Source organism: Candidatus Nitrospira salsa (assembly GCF_965152625.1).
Genome location: NZ_CBCUCO010000002.1, coordinates 1621192 through 1640819 on the forward strand (window position 1 = coordinate 1621192; position 19628 = coordinate 1640819).

The following is a 19628-nucleotide window of genomic DNA, read 5'->3' on the forward strand; positions in this document are numbered from 1 at the left end:
ATGTCGATCCAGTTATGATTTTAAAGAAGGGACTTGAATAACGCTAAGTGTGAGATACAATGACCCACAGAGGTTACGAATGAAAGTGATAACTCGAAAAATTACACTGCAATCGAACAACGATTCGCCCCAACAATTCGCAACTCGTGAATGGCTAGTGACGAATGGGTTGGGGGGATATGCATCGGGTACGATAGCGGGGGTCGTAACGCGTCGGTATCATGGTCTCTTAATTTCCGGTTTGCCATCACCAATAGGAAGACAATTGATGTTTTCGCATTTGTCAGAACGCGTGCGATTAGCTGATAGGACCTTAGCCAAACTCAGCGATGAACAACCCCAAACCCACGACTCCTATCATGACGGCATACAATATCTGAGTGAGTTTCGTCTGGACATGGGATTGCCAGTCTGGCGCTATACCATCGACGGCACGATCATCGAAAAATGCATTATGATGCCCCATCACCACAATACCGTCATCATCATGTATCGATTACTCGAGGGCAAACCCGTACGGCTAAAGTTAATGCCATCGATTCACAACCGGTCGCATGATGCGCCGGTGAACACTCCTCTACCGGGTACTTTTCGATTAAGTGAAATCAATTCACGGTATGAATTATCCGTATCACCGGATCTTCCCACACTTCGAATGCTCGTGAATGGATCGAATCAGGCCTTTACGGTCCTCCGTCAAACCATCCCTGAAATTATGTACCCAATTGAAGAATACCGTGGATATGAACAAGTAGGGACGATGTGGAGCCCCGGTTATTTTCGTGTGGATTTATCGACATCTCAGTCCGTGTCGTTAGTAGCCTCTACCGAACCCTGGGACGACATCACGGCGCTGCAGATAGATGAGTCATTGGACATCGAACATGAACGCCGAAAGCGACAGCTGAGCATTGCACGTTCATCTGTTCGTACCGGAATCGCAGGCGAACTGGCGTTGGCAGCGGATCAATTTCTTATCAAGCCGGTTGGCCGTACTGAAGATGCAGCACGTATCCGTGCTGAAGGCCATGACATATGCACGGTCATTGCTGGCTATCATTGGTTTACTGACTGGGGTCGCGATACCATGATCAGTTTGGAAGGCCTGACCTTGACGACAGGTCGGTATGCCGATGCTGCGAATATCCTACGACTGTTTGCGCATTATATATGGGATGGCCTATTGCCGAACTTATTCCCGGAAGGTGGTAAAAAAGGGCTGTATCATACGGCCGACGCAACGCTGTGGTTTTTTCATGCCATAGACCGTTACGTGGAAATCACACACGACCTCTCGATGCTGAATGATCTGTTACCGCATCTTGTCAAAATCGCCGAACATCACCTTCGTGGGACTCATTTCGGGATTGGTGTTGATCCACAGGACCAATTATTAAGACAAGGAAAAGAAGGCTTTCAACTGACCTGGATGGATGCCAAAGTCGACGATTGGGTCGTGACGCCCAGACGAGGGAAGGCTGTCGAGATTAATGCGCTGTGGTACAACGCCTTGTGCTTACTGGCCGAATGGGTTCGGCAAATTCAAGGGTCCACCCATGCCGAGCCGTGGGAGACTCAGGCCAAACGAACACGAGCATCATTCAATTCCCGCTTTTGGTCCTCACGAAATGGTTATTTATTTGATGTGGTTGATGGAGAAGAGGGTGACGATCTGGCATGTCGGCCAAATCAATTATTTGCCATGTCGTTAAAATATCCAGTTCTTGACCAGGAATATTGGAAAGCCGTTCTCCAAACTGTTCAACAGCGCCTGTTGACACCGATTGGGTTGCGATCACTTTCAGCCGAACATCCTCACTATCACGAAAAATATTATGGTGACATCTATGCACGAGATGCGTCGTACCATCAAGGGACCGTGTGGGCCTGGCTTATCGGACCTTTTATTGACGCTTGGCTGAAAGTTTATCCTGATGATCTAGCGGGGGCGCGACAATTCCTTTCCGGATTCGAAGACCATCTTAACCAAGCGTGCATTGGGAGTATCAGTGAAATTTTCGATGCAGAATCGCCGTTCATCCCTCGCGGATGTGTTGCACAAGCCTGGAGTGTCGCCGAGGTTCTTCGTACCTGGGAAAAGACTGAACCGTCTGACCAGAACAATCCGGTTTCTAAATGATTGGCATCACAATAGCTTTGAGGTCCCACGAAATATCTGAAATTGGACATTTTCCTCTCTACACTTCCAATTTATCTAGATTTCTGCCAGACCTCTTTTTGCTATTCTTTTATATCTGTGACAGGCAGACCACGCTTGCCACCACATCTTTTCTTTTACTTTTATAAGATGGAGACTCGGTTGAAGCATCTCGTCGTGTCAATATTGTTGTTATGGTATGTCGTCTTTTTCTTTTTTATGGGAATGAATCCGGTTGATTCTCAAAATTGGATCTTCGCGAATATTCTTCCCATTCTTTTTGTTGGTTTTTTGACCATCACCTATCACGCTCTTCCTTTCTCGAGTACGTCGTATCTGTTAGTCTCGTTTTTTTTGACCTTGCACACCATCGGAGCTCATTATACGTACGCTCTAACACCTGTTGGAGAATGGATCGAAGACTTTCTCCATTTACCTCGGAATAATTTTGACCGTATTGTGCATTTCTGTTTCGGATTGCTCCTGGCTTATCCGTTCAATGAGCTGTTTGGAAAAATCAAAGGAATACCGTCCTGGCTTCGCACATATCTCGTCTTCATGACTTTAATCGGATTAGCCGGAATATGGGAAATTTTAGAATCCTGGTTTGCGCGAATCGTCCACCCCGATTTAGGACAAGCTTTTCTCGGAGCGCAGGGCGATATCTGGGATGCACAAAAAGATATGGCCGCAACCATGTATGGTGCCTTGCTCTGCTTATCATTCATGATTCTGATACGAAAGGTTCCAAAACCTTTATCGTGCTTTCGCACGGAGAGGCTTGTATAAGCAACCTATGCCCCTCACCACTGCAACGACTGCCACTAATCAAAGAGCCTTTCGAAATCATTACCTCCTTCATGGATTAATGACGTGGTTTGTCCTGATTTGGGGATTGCTCGCGATTGATCCGGTTGACCGCCATGATTGGGCTCTTGAAAACATTTTGGTCTGTGGCTTGATCATTTTCCTCATAGCGACATATCGGTGGTTTCCCTTATCCGATCTTTCCTATATTTTTATTGTCGTGTTTTTGACCCTTCATGCAATCGGAGCACATTACACTTATGCCAAGGTTCCTCTTGGTTTCTGGATCCAAGAGGTGTGGGAATTAGAACGTAATCCTTTCGATCGCATTGCTCACTTTTCATTTGGATTAATCTTGGCGTATCCGCTTCGTGAATTATTTCTACGTCGAGTTAAGGTCAAAGGATTTTGGGCCTACTATTTACCCATCAGTGGAATCTTAGCCCTTAGTGGACTTTTTGAGATTGGTGAATCTTGGATTGTTCGATTAGTCAATCCCGAATTGGGAGAAGCCTATCTGGGTACTCAGGGAGATGAATGGGATGCGCAGAAAGATATGACGGTCGCTGTTGTCGGTGCCCTACTAACGATGACCGCAACGTTTATACTTTCGTTGTTCTTCACACAGAAATCTCGCACGTTTTCATCGTAAAAACTTATTTTGTGACACGTATTACACAAAGACGCTCCTTCCATACTGTGCGTCCTCCCGCCTGGATGACGTTCAGTCATGCCTTCGTTCACGCTTCTCGAAAAATCTAGACAACACCACTCAACCTCACACTGAATACTCAGATGATCTCAGCCGTCACTCCACGACCTTAGGTCACTAGACAAATAATTAAAACAAATTTAAAAATTATTCATTGTTTTTAAAAATACTGACCTGAAACAATTAAGCAGAAAAGACAACACGGTATTCATGAGGACACGGGAAGCGAGTGAGACATCGACTTGGCCTCGTGACTCTTGATCAAGAATCGCAAGTGTTTTGTATTCACGCACCAGAACTGCATCGTAGGTGTGAGTTACATGCTGTCGATGAGTTTATAACTAATGAAGATCAAAAGCTGAAAGGAGAGCATGATGAAAAACCAACCATTTCTCACTGACATCAAGACGTTACGAAAGCGTGCACGAGAACATATTGAAAAAGGTGCGGTGACACCAGGCTATACGGCAGATCGTGATACCGTTATCAAGCTACTTAATGAAGCGCTCGCTACTGAAATCGTCTGTGTACTGCGGTATAAACGGCATTATTATATGGCCTCAGGTATCAATGCTCAAAGCGTCGCCGCAGAGTTTCTTCAACATGCCACTGAAGAACAAGGTCATGTCGATCAACTGGCACAGAGGATTGTCCAACTCGGAGGTGAGCCCAATCTCTCTCCCGATGGGTTACTAACCCGCAGCCATTCTGAATATGTCGAAGGCTCATCCTTGCTCGATATGATCAAAGAGGATTTGATCGCTGAGCGAATTGCCATCGATAGTTACCGGGAAGTCATCAATTACCTTGGCACTCAGGATTCGACGTCTCGCCGAATGCTGGAAGAAATTCTGGCCGTCGAAGAAGAGCACGCCGATGACCTCGTCTCGCTTCTGGAAGATATGGATTCATAAAGAATGCTTGAATGCAGAGATCGTGCGTTATTCAACCGTTACGACGACAACCATTGCCACAATTCATGATGACATATCGCTGTTTCTTCATACTTGGAGTACTTGGGATGTTGCTCGGGAGCATACACGTCCATGCCGAAACACCGGCTCCAAGTATTTATTGGGGTGGGCTTGCCTATCCTGATCAAAAATCGGCTTTGCTTACTGGTATCACGTTACTTCGCTTTACAGAGTTTGATGGCGATGATCGTCGCTATCCTTCTACGGTTGAGGAAACGATTGGACTCAATTTACTTTCTGCCTCTTGGACGGAACGGATTGGATCTTGGGGATTTAATCTCACCGGAGGTGCCGGGCCGACTCATAATCAACCGACGGAATTTCTGCAAAATGATTTCGTTCACAATTATGTGTTTGACTATGCGTCAGTTCCCGTCGGAGCTACTCGTGAGGCTGCCGACTTCATGCTCGGCGGTTCAATCACTCGATGGTTTAGTCTCTTTGAATCACGTGAAAACACATTTTGGGGAATCGGGGTCACATCTGGAACGCTCTATCATGAACCCTATGTTAGAGCTGGATTTCGACGCATCCCTTTTCCCAGCTCCACCTTCCTACGCTTATCGGCTCTGGGTCGCTATGGCCAACTCTATAATAGTTCGGCCTTTCCTTCGATTGCGCCTCAATCTTATCTCGGGCAAGCGTCCCTAAGCCTTGGCGATTACCGGGAGACGCCCGCACCACCATGGGAACTAGAATTTGGGATCACAATTCATTCCGGACTCTTCGTCACACGAACGGGAAATTCGCTTGAAGAAATACTTGGAACCGTAGCATTGAGTTTTCCGTACGGTCGAGTCGAAATGTGGAACGATTTAGTGAACTCCAAAGATCGAGGACCGTCATTTGGAGGAACGCTAATGATGGATGTCCTACCTTTCATTCGAGGCACGTAAAGGATGTGAATATCGTCACAATGGCAGGTAAGGTCTTGAAATCTTTCCAGACCTTCAACGTTGAATCCTCACTAGACCATCTGACATCTTCCTAGGAAATGTCCAGGTCCAAGCAATTAGTCAAATTATCTAACGTTAAACTCTTAGGATAAGAATAAAAATCCGCAGAATTCATGGACAGCATATTAAAGGAAGGACTAACAGCAATCGTCATGCGAGCCGCTACCTGATCACACGACCCCTCTCATAGATTCTTTACGTTTTGTTGTCGCGATAAACGTCACAAATGCCTCAATATAAGCTTGGAGTTTTTTCCGCATCGAATCTTCGATAAAATGACCATGCTCATCAAAGGCCTTGTGCGCGCGTGACACCAAAAATGGTGTTTCATCCGTCCACAACGACAACCCTAACGCGCGGATGGTTGGGAGCCAACCGGCCTGCGCCAATACCGTTCCAAAACTTCCCATACTCGCGCCCATCATGGCCAGGGGCTTACGAGCAAAAACTATGTCTATTTTTTCTGATGGGCGCGATAACCAGTCGATTGCGTTTTTCATCACACCTGGAACTCCATTATTGTATTCCGGTGAGGCGAGAATTAAACCATCAGCCTGTTCCAGCCTATCTTGCAACATCGTCACAGAACTTGGAGGACCTGTATTAGCTTCGATATCTCCGTTATAGAGAGGGATGTCAGCGATCGATGCCACTTCAATCGTGGCTGATTGACAAACGCTCACGGCTTCATGAATGAGCATCGTATTGAACGACGCTTTTCTGAGACTTCCAGAGATAGCTACAATGTTCATGGTTATCGTCCTTTCTTTTGCAAGGCTTTCTGCCCATACCTCTCACCCCACTCATGCATAGCCATTAACACGCCTTCAAGCGATTGGCCAAGAGTCGACAACCAATATTCCACGCGCGGAGGAATTTCTCGATAGTCTTTGCGCGTGACCAAACCCCAATTCGTCAAGCCGTCACTGACTTTAAAGCCGGACTCAAGGGGTCCAGGGCCGCCTGACTCGTCACAAAAGATGTGTAGGTCTGAAAATAATCTATTCATAACCTACATCAGACTCTCACACGCTTTCTTCTGACTGATTTTTCGTAGTCTCAACCGGATGGACTCTCGGCACGGATGAGGTTTGGCTTCTTAATTGGTGGACGATGCATGTGTTGTTTGAGATTCGGTCGACGCTTCCGTTCGATTTTTTTGAGTGTCATTGGCTTTCCTTTTTTGGCTGATTGATACAGAGCTTCAATGATCCGTACATCATGGAGCCCTTCATCACCTGCAGGTTCAGGGATTGTATCATGGAGAATCGCATCTGAAAATTTTAGGAGTTGAGGCGCAAATTGATCACGCGTAGCAAACGTTTTTGACTGTTTTTTCCCATGTATCGTCAGATGATAGGTAATGGGTGCCACATATTCATAGGCAGAAGTCAGTTGAAGTTGGCCCTTTGTTCCCACCACACGAAACTCCGACACATCAGTTGCGCCAAAACTACAAATAAAACTGGCCAATCGATTGTTGGAAAATCGTAAAATGACCGCACTCATTTCTTCCACTTCTTGAAATTTACCTGTTCCCTTGCCCATCGTGCTTGCAAAGACTTCGACCGGTTCCGCCCGAAACAGGTTTCGGGCTGCATTTAAACAATAAATACCGATGTCCCATAATGTTCCTCCACCGGTTTCCTGTCGTAACCGAATGTTCTTTTTGTTTTGAATGGGGAGACTAAACGCTGATTGAAAATAACGCGGCTCCCCAATTTTTCCAGAGTGAATCAGTTGCATGGCCTTGAGATTCGCCTCTTCGTAGTGAAGTCTGTAGGCCACCATGAGTTTAATCCGATGGTGATCGGCTGTCCGGATCATCCTTTCACATTCTGTGACGGACAGGGCCATCGGTTTTTCGCAAAGAACATGAACGCCAAGTTTGGCAGCACGAATGGCATATTCACAATGCAAGTGATTGGGGAGAGCGATATACACGGCATCGATCGCCTCATTTTTAAGACATTTTTCATAAGCATCATAAGAATACGTTCCTTCTACATGATATTTTTTACCTAATTCGCGTAATTTTTTTGAATCGTCCGATATCAGACCTGCCAATTCTGAATTCTTCTTGGCATGAACAAACGCTGGGAGGACAGCGATTTGAGCAATATACCCCAATCCAACAACCGCGTATCTAATTTTACGTGATGACCGAGGGCGTTTTTTAGCGATAGCCATACATGAATCCTTTCACATCATAATGATAAGACATGTTCAACTATCTAACAGATTTATTTTTTATCTGAACCTGGAAAGAACCCTTGATGAATGACCACAACGACGCAAAAATGAGTTTGAATATGGAAAGAGAAGGGAATACCCACATCAAGGGCTAGTATGCGTGTCACACCCCAGAAGACACGGATCGCCATTACTCATCATTCATAGTTCTGAGAAGTGCATCAACCTGCGCACGGGAGGGATAGGAAGGTTGAGATCCGTAGCCGGTGACAGCATGGGCTGACGCCGCGACAGCGAAACGCGTGGATTCGAACAGTGTGCGATTTTCCAAAAGTGCCACACTCAATGCGGCGGCAAAAGCATCTCCAGCACCAGTGGTATCAATAGTCTCCACAAGAGGGGGCGAAATGAAATATTGTTCGTTGGCTGACATCACGGCGCACCCACCCGACCCAAGTTTCACGAAAACCGCTTGCCCCCCTAATGAGACAAGACATTGAGCCGCCTCCATAGCTTGTTCTCGATTTTCTATGGTAGTGTCCGTTAAATGCTGCGCTTCAGACTGATTGGGTGTGAGAAAACAGCCTAATTCCAGCAATTCCTTATCGAGTCTCTGTGCTGGTGAAGGATCGAGTATCACCAGCATTCCGCGCTTGTTAGCCTCACTCACAGCATGTTTCACGAGAGGAACCGGTATTTCTAAATTGGTTGTGAGGATAGAGCCGGAAGGAGCATCTGTCAGGATATGACTCACGGCATCATAATCTTCTTTTCTCCATACTTCATTGGCATTCGCTGACAGAAGGATACCTTTCCGCCCGTCTTTGGGAACCACAATGAGTGAAACCCCGGTTGACTGCTTATCTATCTGAGAAACCGTGCATAAATTGACACCAATTTGTTGTAGAGGTTTCATCGCGATTTCCTGCAGTGAATCAGATCCGACATGAGCAACTAATTGCGCTTCTGCCCCCAAATTTCTCGCTAACCAGGCCACATTAGCCGATTTCCCCCCTCCTATCATCAGGAAATCCTGTCCCATGAGAGTTTCACCGGGTTCCGGCCATCGATCAGCTCTTAATTGAAAGTCTACATTAATGCTTCCCAAGGCAATAATTTGAGAAGTCATACGGTATATTCCTGTGTGCTGGCTTCATGGATGGTATACGTTCTATTTCGCACATGGATTTTCAAAGGGAAGTGAGGGCCAGCTGATATGTCGACATGAAGGGTTTTTTGAGAGATCAATACACAAATCTGATGGCCTCGATAATACATAGACGTCGCCACCTCATGTAATGATTCCGGTAAGCGTGGATTAATTATTAACATGTCATACTCCATATCTATTCCGCTATAGCAACGTTGAATCAAATCAACCGTTCCCGCCATGGCCCCAAGATGAATGCCCTGGCTGGTTGACCCGCCCTGAATTTCATGGACATCATTTCCTAAGGCTTCGACTAAACATTGCCACGACCCCTTCCTATTGGAACGCGCAAGAATCCATCCAAATACGATGCGACTGAGCGTTGACCCGTGAGTGGTTCGTGGTTGGTAATACTCAATATTTTTTTGTATCAGGTAAGGAGTGAAGAGATAGCCTAACTCAGAAAATATCGCTTCAAGTTCTTGCAACGGCAGGAGATAACACATCATCAATACGTCAGGTTGTTTTGAGACTTTGTAGCGATTCACGGTATCCCCTTCAGCTTCAAGGATTCGATCCATTCGACGAATGTCTCCATAACGGGTTCGATACTTGGGCCAATCCAACTCTTGAAGCTTTTCATATCCAGCAAATTGACTGATAATCTCCTTGTCCAAAAACGGCACATACATACGTCGAGCAATATCGGCCCAACGATCGAGAGTGTTTGGCTTGATCGATAATTCGTCCATTAATTGTTCTCGAGCATAATTGGGCAATTTCTGTATGAGGCGTGCGGCACAACGAAGCGTCCACACAGCCATAATATTAGTATAGGCATTATCGTCGAGACCGGGAGACGCGACATCTGGATAGCCGGTATGAAATTCATCAGGTCCCATGACGCCACGAATATGGTATCGACCGTCTTCTTCACTTTTTACGGCCATACTGGACCACAGTTGGGCAATTTCAAGAATTAGTTTTCCGCCGCAAGATTGTAAAAAATGGAAATCTCCAGTCGCTTGATAATATTTCCAGGCTTGATACACAATTGTTGCGTTGAGATGATATTGCAAGTACGTATAATCTTTGGTCCATTGCTGAGCGCGCGGATTCCATTGAAGACGAGGGGTTTGCTCTGATCCGTCACTCGCACTTCTCCAAGGGTAGAGCACACCGTCATATCCAAGCTGATCCGCACGGTTTCGAGCAATTAATTGTCGTCGCGTCCTATAGAGTACCAACGCGCGGGATACGTCTGGAATACGAAGAGTTAAAAAAGGGAAAGCAAAAACTTCATCCCAAAAGATATGCCCGTGATACATTTCGCCGGTCAGTCCACGAGCAGGTATCCCAGCATCACAATCCACAAGATGAGGCGATGCCGTTTGTAAGAGATGAAAAAGATGAAGACGTAACATTAATTGATCTTCCGGTCGACTGCGAATGCGAATATCGCCAATGTTCCACAATCGCCTCCACGCTTTCTCATGAGAATCCTGCAATAGCTCGCACGTCTTTGTAGAGGCCAAGGCTTGCTGCACGGCTTCAAGTGGTTCCGAAACGGCATGATCTCGTGAATGGCACATCGCAATAATTTTCTCAAATTTGACCGGCGAACGTGAGGAGACATCAATGAAAAATTCTTTCGCGACCATATTGAGGTTTTGTATGATGCCTTGATTGATAATCGGAGCCCCTGAACATTCTGCTCGAAAACTTTGAGCCGCTCGAATATGAGATTGTAAAGTCTCCGCGACCACGTAAGGGCCATACTCCTGAAAAAATCCTGATTTCACAATGTGAACATGTTTTCCATGCATCTCTTTATCGCGCTCCACATTCTTATTGATGATGCCAGTATCGATCCCTGCCCTGACTTGTAATTGCCCAGACCAGTTATGTGGAAAGATTTCCCACTTTACTGCCGCAAGATGTCGGAAACGCATGTGGAGAAAACGGGTGCTATGAAGCGTCGTCTCGCGCCCGGCAGGTTCAATAAAATGAATACGCCTGCTGAGGAGCCCTCGGTGAAGATCAAGTTCTTGGCAAAACTCCTGGACATGAACCTTTTCCAAGTCAAACCACGAGCCGGATTCCATTTTGAAGGACAGGAAAAGGCTATTGGGCCAATTCACCAGAGTTTCATGATTCACGATTTCGCCGGCAATGGTTTTCTCCAAACGGTTGTATACGCCAGACAAATAGGTACCAGGGTAATGACAGCCATGTTGGGTAGATTCTTCCGCCGCTCCCCGCATACTCCAATATCCATTTGTGAGAGTGCAAAGCGCCTCTCTGACCTGTTGAATTTCAGGGTCCCAACGATTAAATTGTAATTTCCATTCGTTCATAGAGTGTATATCAGGTGATGACAGAGATTTCTGAGAGTCAGCAATTCGCCCTCTCTACTCATGGACTTAAATCAGGTAAGGAAAACACGTCCCCCTATTTCATGCTCTCTGTATTGGCCTCAACCCGTCCTATGACATCGGGATAACATCGAGACTCGAAACACGTGGCCGATTAGATGAGTTGAGATTAACCGCAGACATTAAAAAAAAACATGCCGGATTCCATAATAACATTATGTGCCAATTCGCCTTTGGCATTTTCTTCACGTCATAATCGGAGATAATGTAGAAGCTTGGTCTCATTTTACGACGCTGACTACCCTAAAAAACCCTTGAATACGTTGTTTTTCTACTAGGGTTTTATCCAGTTATTTCCCATTGATAAATAGAGTATATATTTTTAGAAGAAATGATGATGCGAGAAATGCCTCCTGCAAATTTCGAAAAGGAGTTCCCTATGCAGATTCCACGCACAACAACACGAGTTGCCGAACATACCGATCCGCAAATCAATGAAGATATCCTTAACCGAACAAAACATAATATCGTTTTATATGCTTCTGCCGGACGTTCGTCCCTCGATCGTCGCTTGATGGAGCTTGATGAAGAATGGGATATAGAACGAGTGCTCGAAGCTAATGCGGCATCGTTTTCGCTTGTGGGATTGGTATTAGGGACGTTCGCTCATCGCCGATGGTTTCTTCTTCCTGCTGCTGTTTGTAGCTTTCTCCTGCAGCACTCCATTCAAGGCTGGTGTCCGCCTGTTCCACTTTTTCGACGATTGGGGGTACGAACATCAGCTGAGATTCAACAAGAACGTCATGCATTGAAGGCACTGAGAGGTGATTATCAAGATATTCAAGGTTTACCAGACCAAACAGATCATGCACATGCGCCGAAGGCATCCGCCGCATTTGAAGCTGCAGGGAACCATTCTTCGAACATGTAAAAATAAAATAGATACGTTGAAGTGATTGACAAGTAACAGGCTATAAGTCAGACGCCAATTCTTCAAACTTCCGCGGACGACTATATCGAAGAACTCACAGCATTCGTTGAAAAGGAACCTTTGATAAGAGAGCCCCAAGCAATAAGCTCAGCTCAATGAGAGGAAGAATCCATCACCACATCATACATCACCTTACTCAGCTCTACGAGTGTGTAAGGTTTGCTGACGACTCCCTGGAAACCATGAATTTGATAATTGGCCATGACCGGATCATGAGAGTAGCCGCTTGAAACGATGGCTTTCACGTCTGGATCAATCTGTTGCAATCGTCTCAACGTCTCTTTCCCACCAATGCTCCCCGGAATCGTCAAATCCAATATGACTACCGAAAAACGCTCTCCGCATCGCACCGCATGTTTATAGAGGGTGATGGCCTCGTAGCCGTCCTTGGCTAACTCGTAATGATACCCACAGTGAGTCAAAAGTTCTCCTGCGACCATTCGAACATGTTCATCATCATCCATCACCAACACTTTCCCACGGCCTTGCATTGGCTGAACAGCTGCCGCATTACTGGAAACGTGCGCGTGGGGGACCGCTGGAAAGAATAACGTAAACTCCGTACCAAAGCCGAGTTTGCTATCGACGGCAATCAACCCTTCATGCTTTTTCATAATCGAGTACGCTGAGGCCAACCCGAGACCATGCCCGTCAGTCTTCGTTGTATAATACGGATCAAAAATTCGCAACAAATGCTCATCAGGAATTCCAGGACCTTCGTCACGCAGAGACACCCTGAGATATGGACCTGGGGGCAATGGAATACTCCGGCCTAACTTTTTTGTGGGGAGAAGCATATTTTCAGCACGAATGATAATGGTGCCCCCATGAGACATCGCCTCCACCGCATTGATCACGAGATTATGGATGACTTGACTAATCTGTCCTGGATCCACATCCGTTGGCCAAAGATTTGGTTGAAACACATACTCACAGGCCACGGCTGACCCAGATAGTGAAAAACTTGAGCTTTCCTTAATCATCGTATCCATTGATATCAGTTGCTTAATGGGTTCCCCCCCTTTTGCAAACGTGAGAAGTTGCTGTGTCAAATCCTTTGCGCGTAATGTGGCTTGTTCAGCCTTGGTTAAGAATTCTGACCGTAACTCACTGGAAGTCGTGGTCTCCTTAGCGAGCACAATATTCCCCAAGACACTCGTCAAGAAATTATTAAAATCGTGAGCGATTCCACCTGCCAACGTACCGACTGCTTCGATTTTCTGAGAACGCAGAAGTTGCGTTTCAAGAGTTTGTTTTTCTTCATTCATTTTTCTTCGTTCAGTGACATCGCGAGTCATCCCCACCATGCCAATAGGCTGTCCCTGTTCATTACGCAAAACACTTCCCCTCACTTCCGCCCATACTGTCGATCCGTCTTTGCAGTAATGCTCCAACTCCAACAGACGCGATCTAAAACGGTCAGCATAACGAGACGGTTCAAGATTTAACTCTTCTTCAAGAACCGCTCTGGCTTTTTGAACAGAATCGGGCGTCAGCGTTTCTTCCAAGGAAAGAGCCATCGCTTCTTCAGGAGTATAGCCTCGGAACGACATGATTGAAGGACTGATGTAGGTAAAGTGACTTCCATCTGATGCCATCACCCAAATGACATCCGTCACATTGGTAGCCAAAAGCCGATAGCGGGATTCTGAGGTTTGCAATTCGGCGGTTCGAGCCTCCACAATCGATTCAAGATGATCTCGAGCCCTAGTGACTTGATCGAGAAGCTGAACATTCTCATGCTGCAACGTGATGCCCTTCGTGACCAGGAGATGATTCCGACGAGCAACCACCCCCATCATACTCATAAACAATAAGGACAATATTCCCATGGCCACATGCAGATCATCTCCCTGTTGAAAAAACTTGAACGTAAATGGCATCGCCGTAGGGACACTAAAGGCCCAAAAAGCTTTTGGTAGCGCCGAATGCATCGCCGTCGATCCAGCAACCATTCCTCCCAGCACGAAGATTAACCCGAATTCATGCGGTAGCGAGTCGGGAGGATACAAAAAGAACCCTGCTGCTCCCCAGACAATGCCTGTGGTCAGATTGCCTACGATAAACCAATCACACCAACGATGAGTGTCTTCTATCAACACAGTCGCGCGTCGATAGCGAAAAACAAGCCATCCCCTGATGAGATTAATCAGCGTCAGGCTAATCACCCACGCAATTAGCAGAACATGACCGATCACATTCCATAGAATGAACACAAGAATTAGAGCATTGAGACATGATGCCATAATTCCAATAGGCGCAAGTGCATACAGCTGAGCGACCTGTTCACGAAAGAGTTGCGTCTTCAGTGGAAGGTGAGAGGAAGAGGAAGGAGAGGAAGACGACATACGATCTGCAGTCGGTACCATGATCAAATTTTAGCTCGAGGTGATTCTGTATAGGATACGGGGTTTAGAATCTTTTTTCCATGCTTAATATCATTACTCCTTCAAAATATTTGTTAAGTGATGTCATAACCAAAGAAACAGACTTCCGTGTAGAACATTCTTCTTCAGCCATTCACGATTCATCTTTTTGTCATGTTAATCTATTTTTCTTTTTCACGGAATGCTAAGGTAGGAAAAATATACGATCGCGTCGTCGTGAGAGATATCCATTCGAATTCATTTAGGAGAAAGACTATGGCCGAACAATCTCGTGATCCGCAGCATATTCAAATCACCGAAGCCCTGATTCACGTCTATTTAATCCTGACTCAGTACCTTGACCATGTTGTGGATGAACGAAAAAGCCCTGAACTGTCGAATCAGGAAATTGAGACGCAATTGGAAGAGGCTCGCAGCAAGCTACAAGCTTTTCTAGCAGCCAATCCTGTTGTCCAAGCCAAAGTGGGAGAGGAGAGTGATCGAATCTTGTCAGAAGCGACTCAGGTCAGAAAAGAGGGACAGAGTACCAAGAATGTTGACATGCTGACATCTGAACGAAACCTCCTTCAAACGAAAATTGTGACACTAACTGATCTGATTGCGGTCTTTCGCGCACTCTAAACACGGCAGGCTCTGCATTCGACCGTACACGGCGCATGGCATGATCCAGGATTTATTCTGGAAGAACATGATGTTTGTTGAGCTGCATTTTTCTCATACGTGCCAATAAGGTTGTGGGTTTCATCCCCAACAATTCAGCTGCTCCACCAGCACCATACACTTTCCATCGTGTCTGCTTTAAGGCTGCGAGCGTATTCTGACGAATGACCTCTTGCACCTCTTCTTCAGATAAGACCACCGGAGACTTTAGATCTTCACCCACGTTTCCCGAAAGACGCCGCTTGGTTTTACTGGGCAACTCAAAGTAGAGCTCTCCAGAATTGGCCGTGATTAATGCGCGTTCGATAATATTTTGCAGCTCTCGAATATTCCCAGGCCAATCATACCCTCGCAAAAGACTGACATGTTTTTTGGTTAAGCGGGGGCGTATACAATGGAACTTCTTTGCTCCAATTGTGAGAAAATGATCTGTTAATAGTGGAATGTCTTCCTTACGGTCACGAAGCGGTGATATTTCCAATGGAAATACATTCAAACGATAATACAGGTCTTGTCGAAAGCGACCCAGTTCAACCTCTCGTTTGAGATCACGATTCGTTGCAGCCATGACCCGCACATTCACCTTGCGCGTGTATTCATCCCCGACCCGTTCATATTGCTGTTCTTGCAACACCCGCAAAAATTTACTTTGCAAATCCAGGGGAATTTCTCCTACTTCATCAAGAAATAAGGTTCCGCCATCTGCCGCCTCAAATCGACCAGCTCGATCTTTGACGGCTCCCGTAAAGGCGCCCTTCACATGACCGAAAAATTCACTTTCGTAGAGTTCCTTGGGAATTGACGCACAATTGACTCGAATGAGCGGACGCTCATGCCGGTGACTTCGTTTGTGTATTTCTCGAGCCACCAATTCTTTTCCAGTCCCAGACTCGCCAAGAATTAACACGGTCGCTTCGGTTGGAGCCACCAGATCAATCTGGCGAATCACATTTTCAAGCGCCGGACTTTGCCCCACAAGATCACCGAACGCGCAGGCTTCAATAACTTCTTCTTGTAAATACCAATTTTCCGCCTCGAGCCGAGTTTTTGTTTTTAATAACTCTTCGGCTTGCTTGCGTGCACTAATGTCTACTACAGACCCTTCGTACCATTGAGGAAGACCTTGAGCATCCTTAATGGCTCGAGCATTTTCGGAAATCCAGATAATCGTGCCGTCTTTTCGGTAAACCTGCGACTCGAATTCAGTCACGACATCGACTTCTTCCACGAGCTGACAAAATTGGCTTCGTCGCTCCGGCTCCACATAGAGTTGCACGCCAATTTCCTGGACCGTTTCGATGAGTGTTGATGACGAATCGTAGCCTAATAAATGACTCAGGGCCGGATTGGCATTGAGAAACATGCCGTTCAGGGTTGTTTGATAAATACCTTCAACGGCCTGATTAAATATGGCGCGATATTTTTCTTCTGATTGCCGAAGAGCTCCTTCCGCAGCTTTCCGTTGAGAAATGTCTCGAATGATTCCGCTAAAAAATTGTTGCTGATGCTCCATCCACGCAGACAGCGTCAGTTCCAAAGGAAACTCTTCCCCTGTTTTTCTAAGACCATGAAGCTCAAACGTCTTTCCAATGAGGTGCGCCTCACCTGTCCCACAAAATCGAGCCATCCCCCGCAGATGGGCAAGACGATAACGCTCAGGCATCAATAATGTCAGCGACTTCCCTACGACTTCGTCACTCTGGTAGCCAAAAATTGCTTGAGCTCCGCTATTCCAAAATAAAATGTTTCCGCCTTGATCCCCGATAATGATGGCGTCATTGGATGACTGAGCCACCGCTCGAAACCTCCTTTCGGCATCATAGATGTGTTGTTCTGCGTTCATGGGTATGAGGCTTTCACAATATGTATCTTCAAGAAAAATCTTGTTGATGGTCCATCAACACACTCAATGCCAACCGATAGCAAGAGGTGCAACAGATGATAGGGTAAACAAATTATTGCGTTTTTACAACATTATTTTGCTATTCATTAAAATAATGATTAATCATGAAATGGTTAAAGTTAAAAAAATCAAATAATATCAACAGCTTAAGAAAATTACATGATTGGCATATTTGATGCTATATCTGTTGGCATAATCAAGAGATTATTTGAATACACTCATTACTCATTAGCGCATTTATTAATCGAGGAGGAAGAATATGAATCGGACTCAGCTCACGTCAAAGCGCATACCTGGACTGGCAGCTCTAGCCGTGACAGGTGCTTTGCTCTGTACCTTTGGACAGGCGGAAGCCAAAACCGTCAACGTCGAAATGACCGCCGTGGAAACGGAAGTCGTAATTGACGGCAAAGGCACCAAAACCAAGGCTTGGACCTTTAATGGACAATTCCCGGGCCCAGTGGTTCGTGTCACCGAAGGCGATACCGTTCACTTCACGCTCATCAATTTACCAACTAATAGTCGGCCACATTCCATGGACTTTCATTCGGCCGAAACCAATTTCCTGGATAATTATTCAGAAGTGAATCCTGGAGAAACCAAGGAGTTTGACTGGGTTGCCAAACGCCCGGGAGTCTTTGCCTATCACTGCGGAGCCTTTCCGATGATTCAGCACATTGCCCGTGGCATGTTCGGAGCCGTGATCGTGGACCCGAAAGATGCCTCTGCCATGCCAAAAGCTGACAGAGAATATGTCTTGGTTCAATCTGAATTATTTTTAAAAGACCCGGATGATGTGCAAGGCATGTTTGACGAAAAATACGATCATGTGGTCTTTAATGGAGGCGTATTTAAGTATGACCCAGTCCATGCCACACAGGGCGGCGATTTTTTACAAGCCAAGCCAGGTGAACGCGTGCGGTTCTATTTCGTCAATATCGGGCCAAACCGATTTTCCGCTTTACATCCAATTGCAGAAATTTGGGATGACGTCTGGCCAACTGGAACGCCAGCCAACCGGATGCAAAGCGTCCAAACCCAAGTGGTTGGTCCAGCCGATGGGGCGATCCTTGACATGATTGTCGATGAAGAAAACATTATTCCAATTGTCACACATTCGCTCACCGATGCCCTTCGCGGCGCCATCGCGTTACTTGAAGTAAAGAAAGATGCAGAGCAATTACCACTCATGCCATTCGTGGCACCATCGGTGGCGAAGTCCCCCTCCGACGCCACACAGGAATCCCACCACTAAAAACGGGCGACGGTGTCACACCTCACGGAAGGTCAAGACTCTTGGCCTTCCGTGAAGAGACTAACGCAAATTATTCCCCACTGCTTCCTCTCTTCATCACATCACCTGAGACTCAACCAACCGTTCGAAATCACCATCTCGACATTTCGGCAGCCTCTTCTAGAAAGCTGCCCGATATGAATATTCACTCCTTGCGCTTCACATCGCACGTCCCCATACTGACATTGCACACACGGAGTCATCGGTCACCCCTAAAGAGCCCCTCGTTTCTGAGCACACAATCACACGAAAGCTAAAGCTCCACAACGATTGAAACCTGAGAACACTACGCCAAGGGCGGCTAAAAGCATTCGAGGCATGACTCACGCCAAAAATTCCATACGATGAAGTCATCTGCGTTCTTGCGGATGCAGGAATTAGGATCTCCGCTTACATCTTTTACTACGGTAGAGACGATTGAGGAAAATATTGAGGCAAACGGAATTTGAAAGAGGCAAAGAAGATACGTTAACGAATCCAATTAAATTCCAGTTTAAGAGAAGGGGAGACCTAGGCGACAGTTGCGATATACTTCACCAGAATTGAAGTGATTGCCAACAGTGAGACCTGCTTGTTACTGGAGAATTTGACTCCTTGACAACGCTTGCTCCATACACCTGTGCCATCCTGATGTTGAAAGCTGTACTGTTTCTAGGTGGCGGCTTTTAGAAATAATTACCGATTTAGTGAGATGAAATTCTCACTTATCCATCTAGTCAAAGTGATCTTTTCTCAGCACAAAAGCATCGATGACAAAAACGCTTCCAGAATGACGCTCCAGAAACGGCTTAAGCCCCGACAGTATGAGCTCGACCTTTCCCTCCGGCACCACGGTCAACACCATTTGCAGACTGCTTGTGTCATTAAACATCAAATGTCCTTCGTGGAACCCGCTATGTCCTTTTCCCGAAAGGTTGCTGAAAATCGTATAGCCACTGGCTTTGATTTGATCGAGCACGTCCGTCACGAAGTTAATGTGCTCGCCATCAATGATGACTTTGATTTCTTTCATCGGGTAAAGCTTGATGGTACTCATGATGTCCTCCTAGCCCTCCTCAATCTGATAGA

Annotated in this window: 16 protein-coding genes; 8 read left to right on the plus strand and 8 right to left on the minus strand. The window is 46.1% G+C overall.

The features are described 5' to 3' along the window. Positions 1–79 precede the first annotated feature (79 nt). From ACWQXP_RS09275 to ACWQXP_RS09295, 5 genes are all read left to right on the plus strand, one after another. On the plus strand, positions 80–2140 hold the full coding sequence (locus ACWQXP_RS09275) for an amylo-alpha-1,6-glucosidase (RefSeq protein WP_454062539.1): 2061 nt from the start codon (positions 80–82) through the stop codon (positions 2138–2140). 180 nt (positions 2141–2320) lie between these two features. Further along, the gene (locus ACWQXP_RS09280) at positions 2321–2947 is read left to right on the plus strand and encodes a DUF2238 domain-containing protein (protein WP_454062540.1); all 627 of its coding nucleotides are present in this window, start codon (positions 2321–2323) and stop codon (positions 2945–2947) included. Further along, the gene (locus tag ACWQXP_RS09285; RefSeq protein ID WP_454062541.1) at positions 2940–3617 is read left to right on the plus strand and encodes a DUF2238 domain-containing protein; all 678 of its coding nucleotides are present in this window, start codon (positions 2940–2942) and stop codon (positions 3615–3617) included. Before ACWQXP_RS09280 ends, ACWQXP_RS09285 begins: the two co-directional genes overlap by 8 nt. A gap of 434 nt (positions 3618–4051) precedes the next feature. After that, entirely contained in the window at positions 4052–4591 is a 540-nt protein-coding gene (locus ACWQXP_RS09290) for a ferritin-like domain-containing protein (RefSeq protein WP_454063014.1), read from the plus strand. 11 nt (positions 4592–4602) lie between these two features. Continuing rightward, complete coding sequence (locus ACWQXP_RS09295) at positions 4603–5547, plus strand: hypothetical protein (protein WP_454062542.1); 945 nt, start codon at positions 4603–4605, stop codon at positions 5545–5547. A 230-nt stretch (positions 5548–5777) separates the two neighbouring features. Here the strand turns inward: ACWQXP_RS09295 and ACWQXP_RS09300 are convergent, their stop codons facing one another. The 5 genes from ACWQXP_RS09300 to ACWQXP_RS09320 form a co-directional block, all read right to left on the minus strand. Continuing rightward, positions 5778–6359 carry an NADPH-dependent FMN reductase gene (locus ACWQXP_RS09300; RefSeq protein WP_454062543.1) on the minus strand — a complete coding sequence of 194 codons (582 nt, stop codon included), beginning with the start codon at positions 6357–6359 and terminating at the stop codon, positions 5778–5780. 2 nt (positions 6360–6361) lie between these two features. Next, entirely contained in the window at positions 6362–6616 is a 255-nt protein-coding gene (locus ACWQXP_RS09305; RefSeq protein WP_454062544.1) for a winged helix-turn-helix transcriptional regulator, read from the minus strand. Positions 6617–6666: 50 nt separating this feature from the next. Further along, positions 6667–7797: a Gfo/Idh/MocA family protein gene (locus tag ACWQXP_RS09310; protein WP_454062545.1), complete on the minus strand. Its 1131-nt coding sequence runs from the start codon at positions 7795–7797 to the stop codon at positions 6667–6669. 193 nt (positions 7798–7990) lie between these two features. Beyond that, entirely contained in the window at positions 7991–8929 is a 939-nt protein-coding gene (locus tag ACWQXP_RS09315) for a PfkB family carbohydrate kinase (RefSeq protein ID WP_454062546.1), read from the minus strand. Further along, complete coding sequence (locus tag ACWQXP_RS09320; RefSeq protein WP_454062547.1) at positions 8926–11307, minus strand: glycoside hydrolase family 65 protein; 2382 nt, start codon at positions 11305–11307, stop codon at positions 8926–8928. The genes ACWQXP_RS09315 and ACWQXP_RS09320 overlap by 4 nt, the downstream gene beginning before the upstream one ends. 457 nt (positions 11308–11764) lie before the next feature. On the opposite strand from ACWQXP_RS09320, the gene ACWQXP_RS09325 reads away from it, so the two are divergent. Then, positions 11765–12256 (plus strand): YgaP family membrane protein, encoded by a 492-nt coding sequence (locus ACWQXP_RS09325; RefSeq protein ID WP_454062548.1) that lies wholly within the window; start codon positions 11765–11767, stop codon positions 12254–12256. A gap of 152 nt (positions 12257–12408) precedes the next feature. On the opposite strand, the gene ACWQXP_RS09330 is transcribed toward ACWQXP_RS09325, so the two are convergent. Beyond that, positions 12409–14685 (minus strand): hybrid sensor histidine kinase/response regulator, encoded by a 2277-nt coding sequence (locus ACWQXP_RS09330; protein ID WP_454062549.1) that lies wholly within the window; start codon positions 14683–14685, stop codon positions 12409–12411. Positions 14686–14958: 273 nt separating this feature from the next. Here ACWQXP_RS09330 and ACWQXP_RS09335 point away from each other — a divergent pair, with 273 nt between their 5' ends. Next, a complete protein-coding gene (locus ACWQXP_RS09335; RefSeq protein ID WP_454062550.1) occupies positions 14959–15324 on the plus strand; it encodes a hypothetical protein in 366 nt (121 codons plus the stop codon). Between the two features lie 52 nt (positions 15325–15376). Here the strand turns inward: ACWQXP_RS09335 and ACWQXP_RS09340 are convergent, their stop codons facing one another. Beyond that, positions 15377–17206: a sigma 54-interacting transcriptional regulator gene (locus ACWQXP_RS09340; RefSeq protein ID WP_454062551.1), complete on the minus strand. Its 1830-nt coding sequence runs from the start codon at positions 17204–17206 to the stop codon at positions 15377–15379. Between the two features lie 319 nt (positions 17207–17525). Between ACWQXP_RS09340 and ACWQXP_RS09345 the strand changes: the two genes are divergently transcribed. Next, positions 17526–18521, plus strand: a complete 996-nt coding sequence (locus tag ACWQXP_RS09345) for a multicopper oxidase domain-containing protein (protein ID WP_454062552.1) — start codon at positions 17526–17528, stop codon at positions 18519–18521. Between the two features lie 751 nt (positions 18522–19272). Here the strand turns inward: ACWQXP_RS09345 and ACWQXP_RS09350 are convergent. Then, positions 19273–19596 carry a P-II family nitrogen regulator gene (locus tag ACWQXP_RS09350; RefSeq protein WP_454062553.1) on the minus strand — a complete coding sequence of 108 codons (324 nt, stop codon included), beginning with the start codon at positions 19594–19596 and terminating at the stop codon, positions 19273–19275. Positions 19597–19628 lie beyond the last annotated feature (32 nt).

Bases quoted from the DNA above. Each gene is read 5' to 3' on its own strand.
- ACWQXP_RS09275 (WP_454062539.1), top strand. From the start codon at position 80: ATGAAAGTGATAACTCGAAAAATTACACTGCAATCGAACAACGATTCG.
- ACWQXP_RS09290 (WP_454063014.1), top strand. From the start codon at position 4,052: ATGAAAAACCAACCATTTCTCACTGACATCAAGACGTTACGAAAGCGT.
- ACWQXP_RS09295 (WP_454062542.1), top strand. From the start codon at position 4,603: ATGCAGAGATCGTGCGTTATTCAACCGTTACGACGACAACCATTGCCA.
- ACWQXP_RS09300 (WP_454062543.1), bottom strand. From the start codon at position 6,359: ATGAACATTGTAGCTATCTCTGGAAGTCTCAGAAAAGCGTCGTTCAAT.
- ACWQXP_RS09305 (WP_454062544.1), bottom strand. From the start codon at position 6,616: ATGAATAGATTATTTTCAGACCTACACATCTTTTGTGACGAGTCAGGC.
- ACWQXP_RS09310 (WP_454062545.1), bottom strand. From the start codon at position 7,797: ATGGCTATCGCTAAAAAACGCCCTCGGTCATCACGTAAAATTAGATAC.
- ACWQXP_RS09315 (WP_454062546.1), bottom strand. From the start codon at position 8,929: ATGACTTCTCAAATTATTGCCTTGGGAAGCATTAATGTAGACTTTCAA.
- ACWQXP_RS09320 (WP_454062547.1), bottom strand. From the start codon at position 11,307: ATGAACGAATGGAAATTACAATTTAATCGTTGGGACCCTGAAATTCAA.
- ACWQXP_RS09325 (WP_454062548.1), top strand. From the start codon at position 11,765: ATGCAGATTCCACGCACAACAACACGAGTTGCCGAACATACCGATCCG.
- ACWQXP_RS09330 (WP_454062549.1), bottom strand. From the start codon at position 14,685: ATGGTACCGACTGCAGATCGTATGTCGTCTTCCTCTCCTTCCTCTTCC.
- ACWQXP_RS09335 (WP_454062550.1), top strand. From the start codon at position 14,959: ATGGCCGAACAATCTCGTGATCCGCAGCATATTCAAATCACCGAAGCC.
- ACWQXP_RS09340 (WP_454062551.1), bottom strand. From the start codon at position 17,206: ATGAACGCAGAACAACACATCTATGATGCCGAAAGGAGGTTTCGAGCG.
- ACWQXP_RS09345 (WP_454062552.1), top strand. From the start codon at position 17,526: ATGAATCGGACTCAGCTCACGTCAAAGCGCATACCTGGACTGGCAGCT.
- ACWQXP_RS09350 (WP_454062553.1), bottom strand. From the start codon at position 19,596: ATGAGTACCATCAAGCTTTACCCGATGAAAGAAATCAAAGTCATCATT.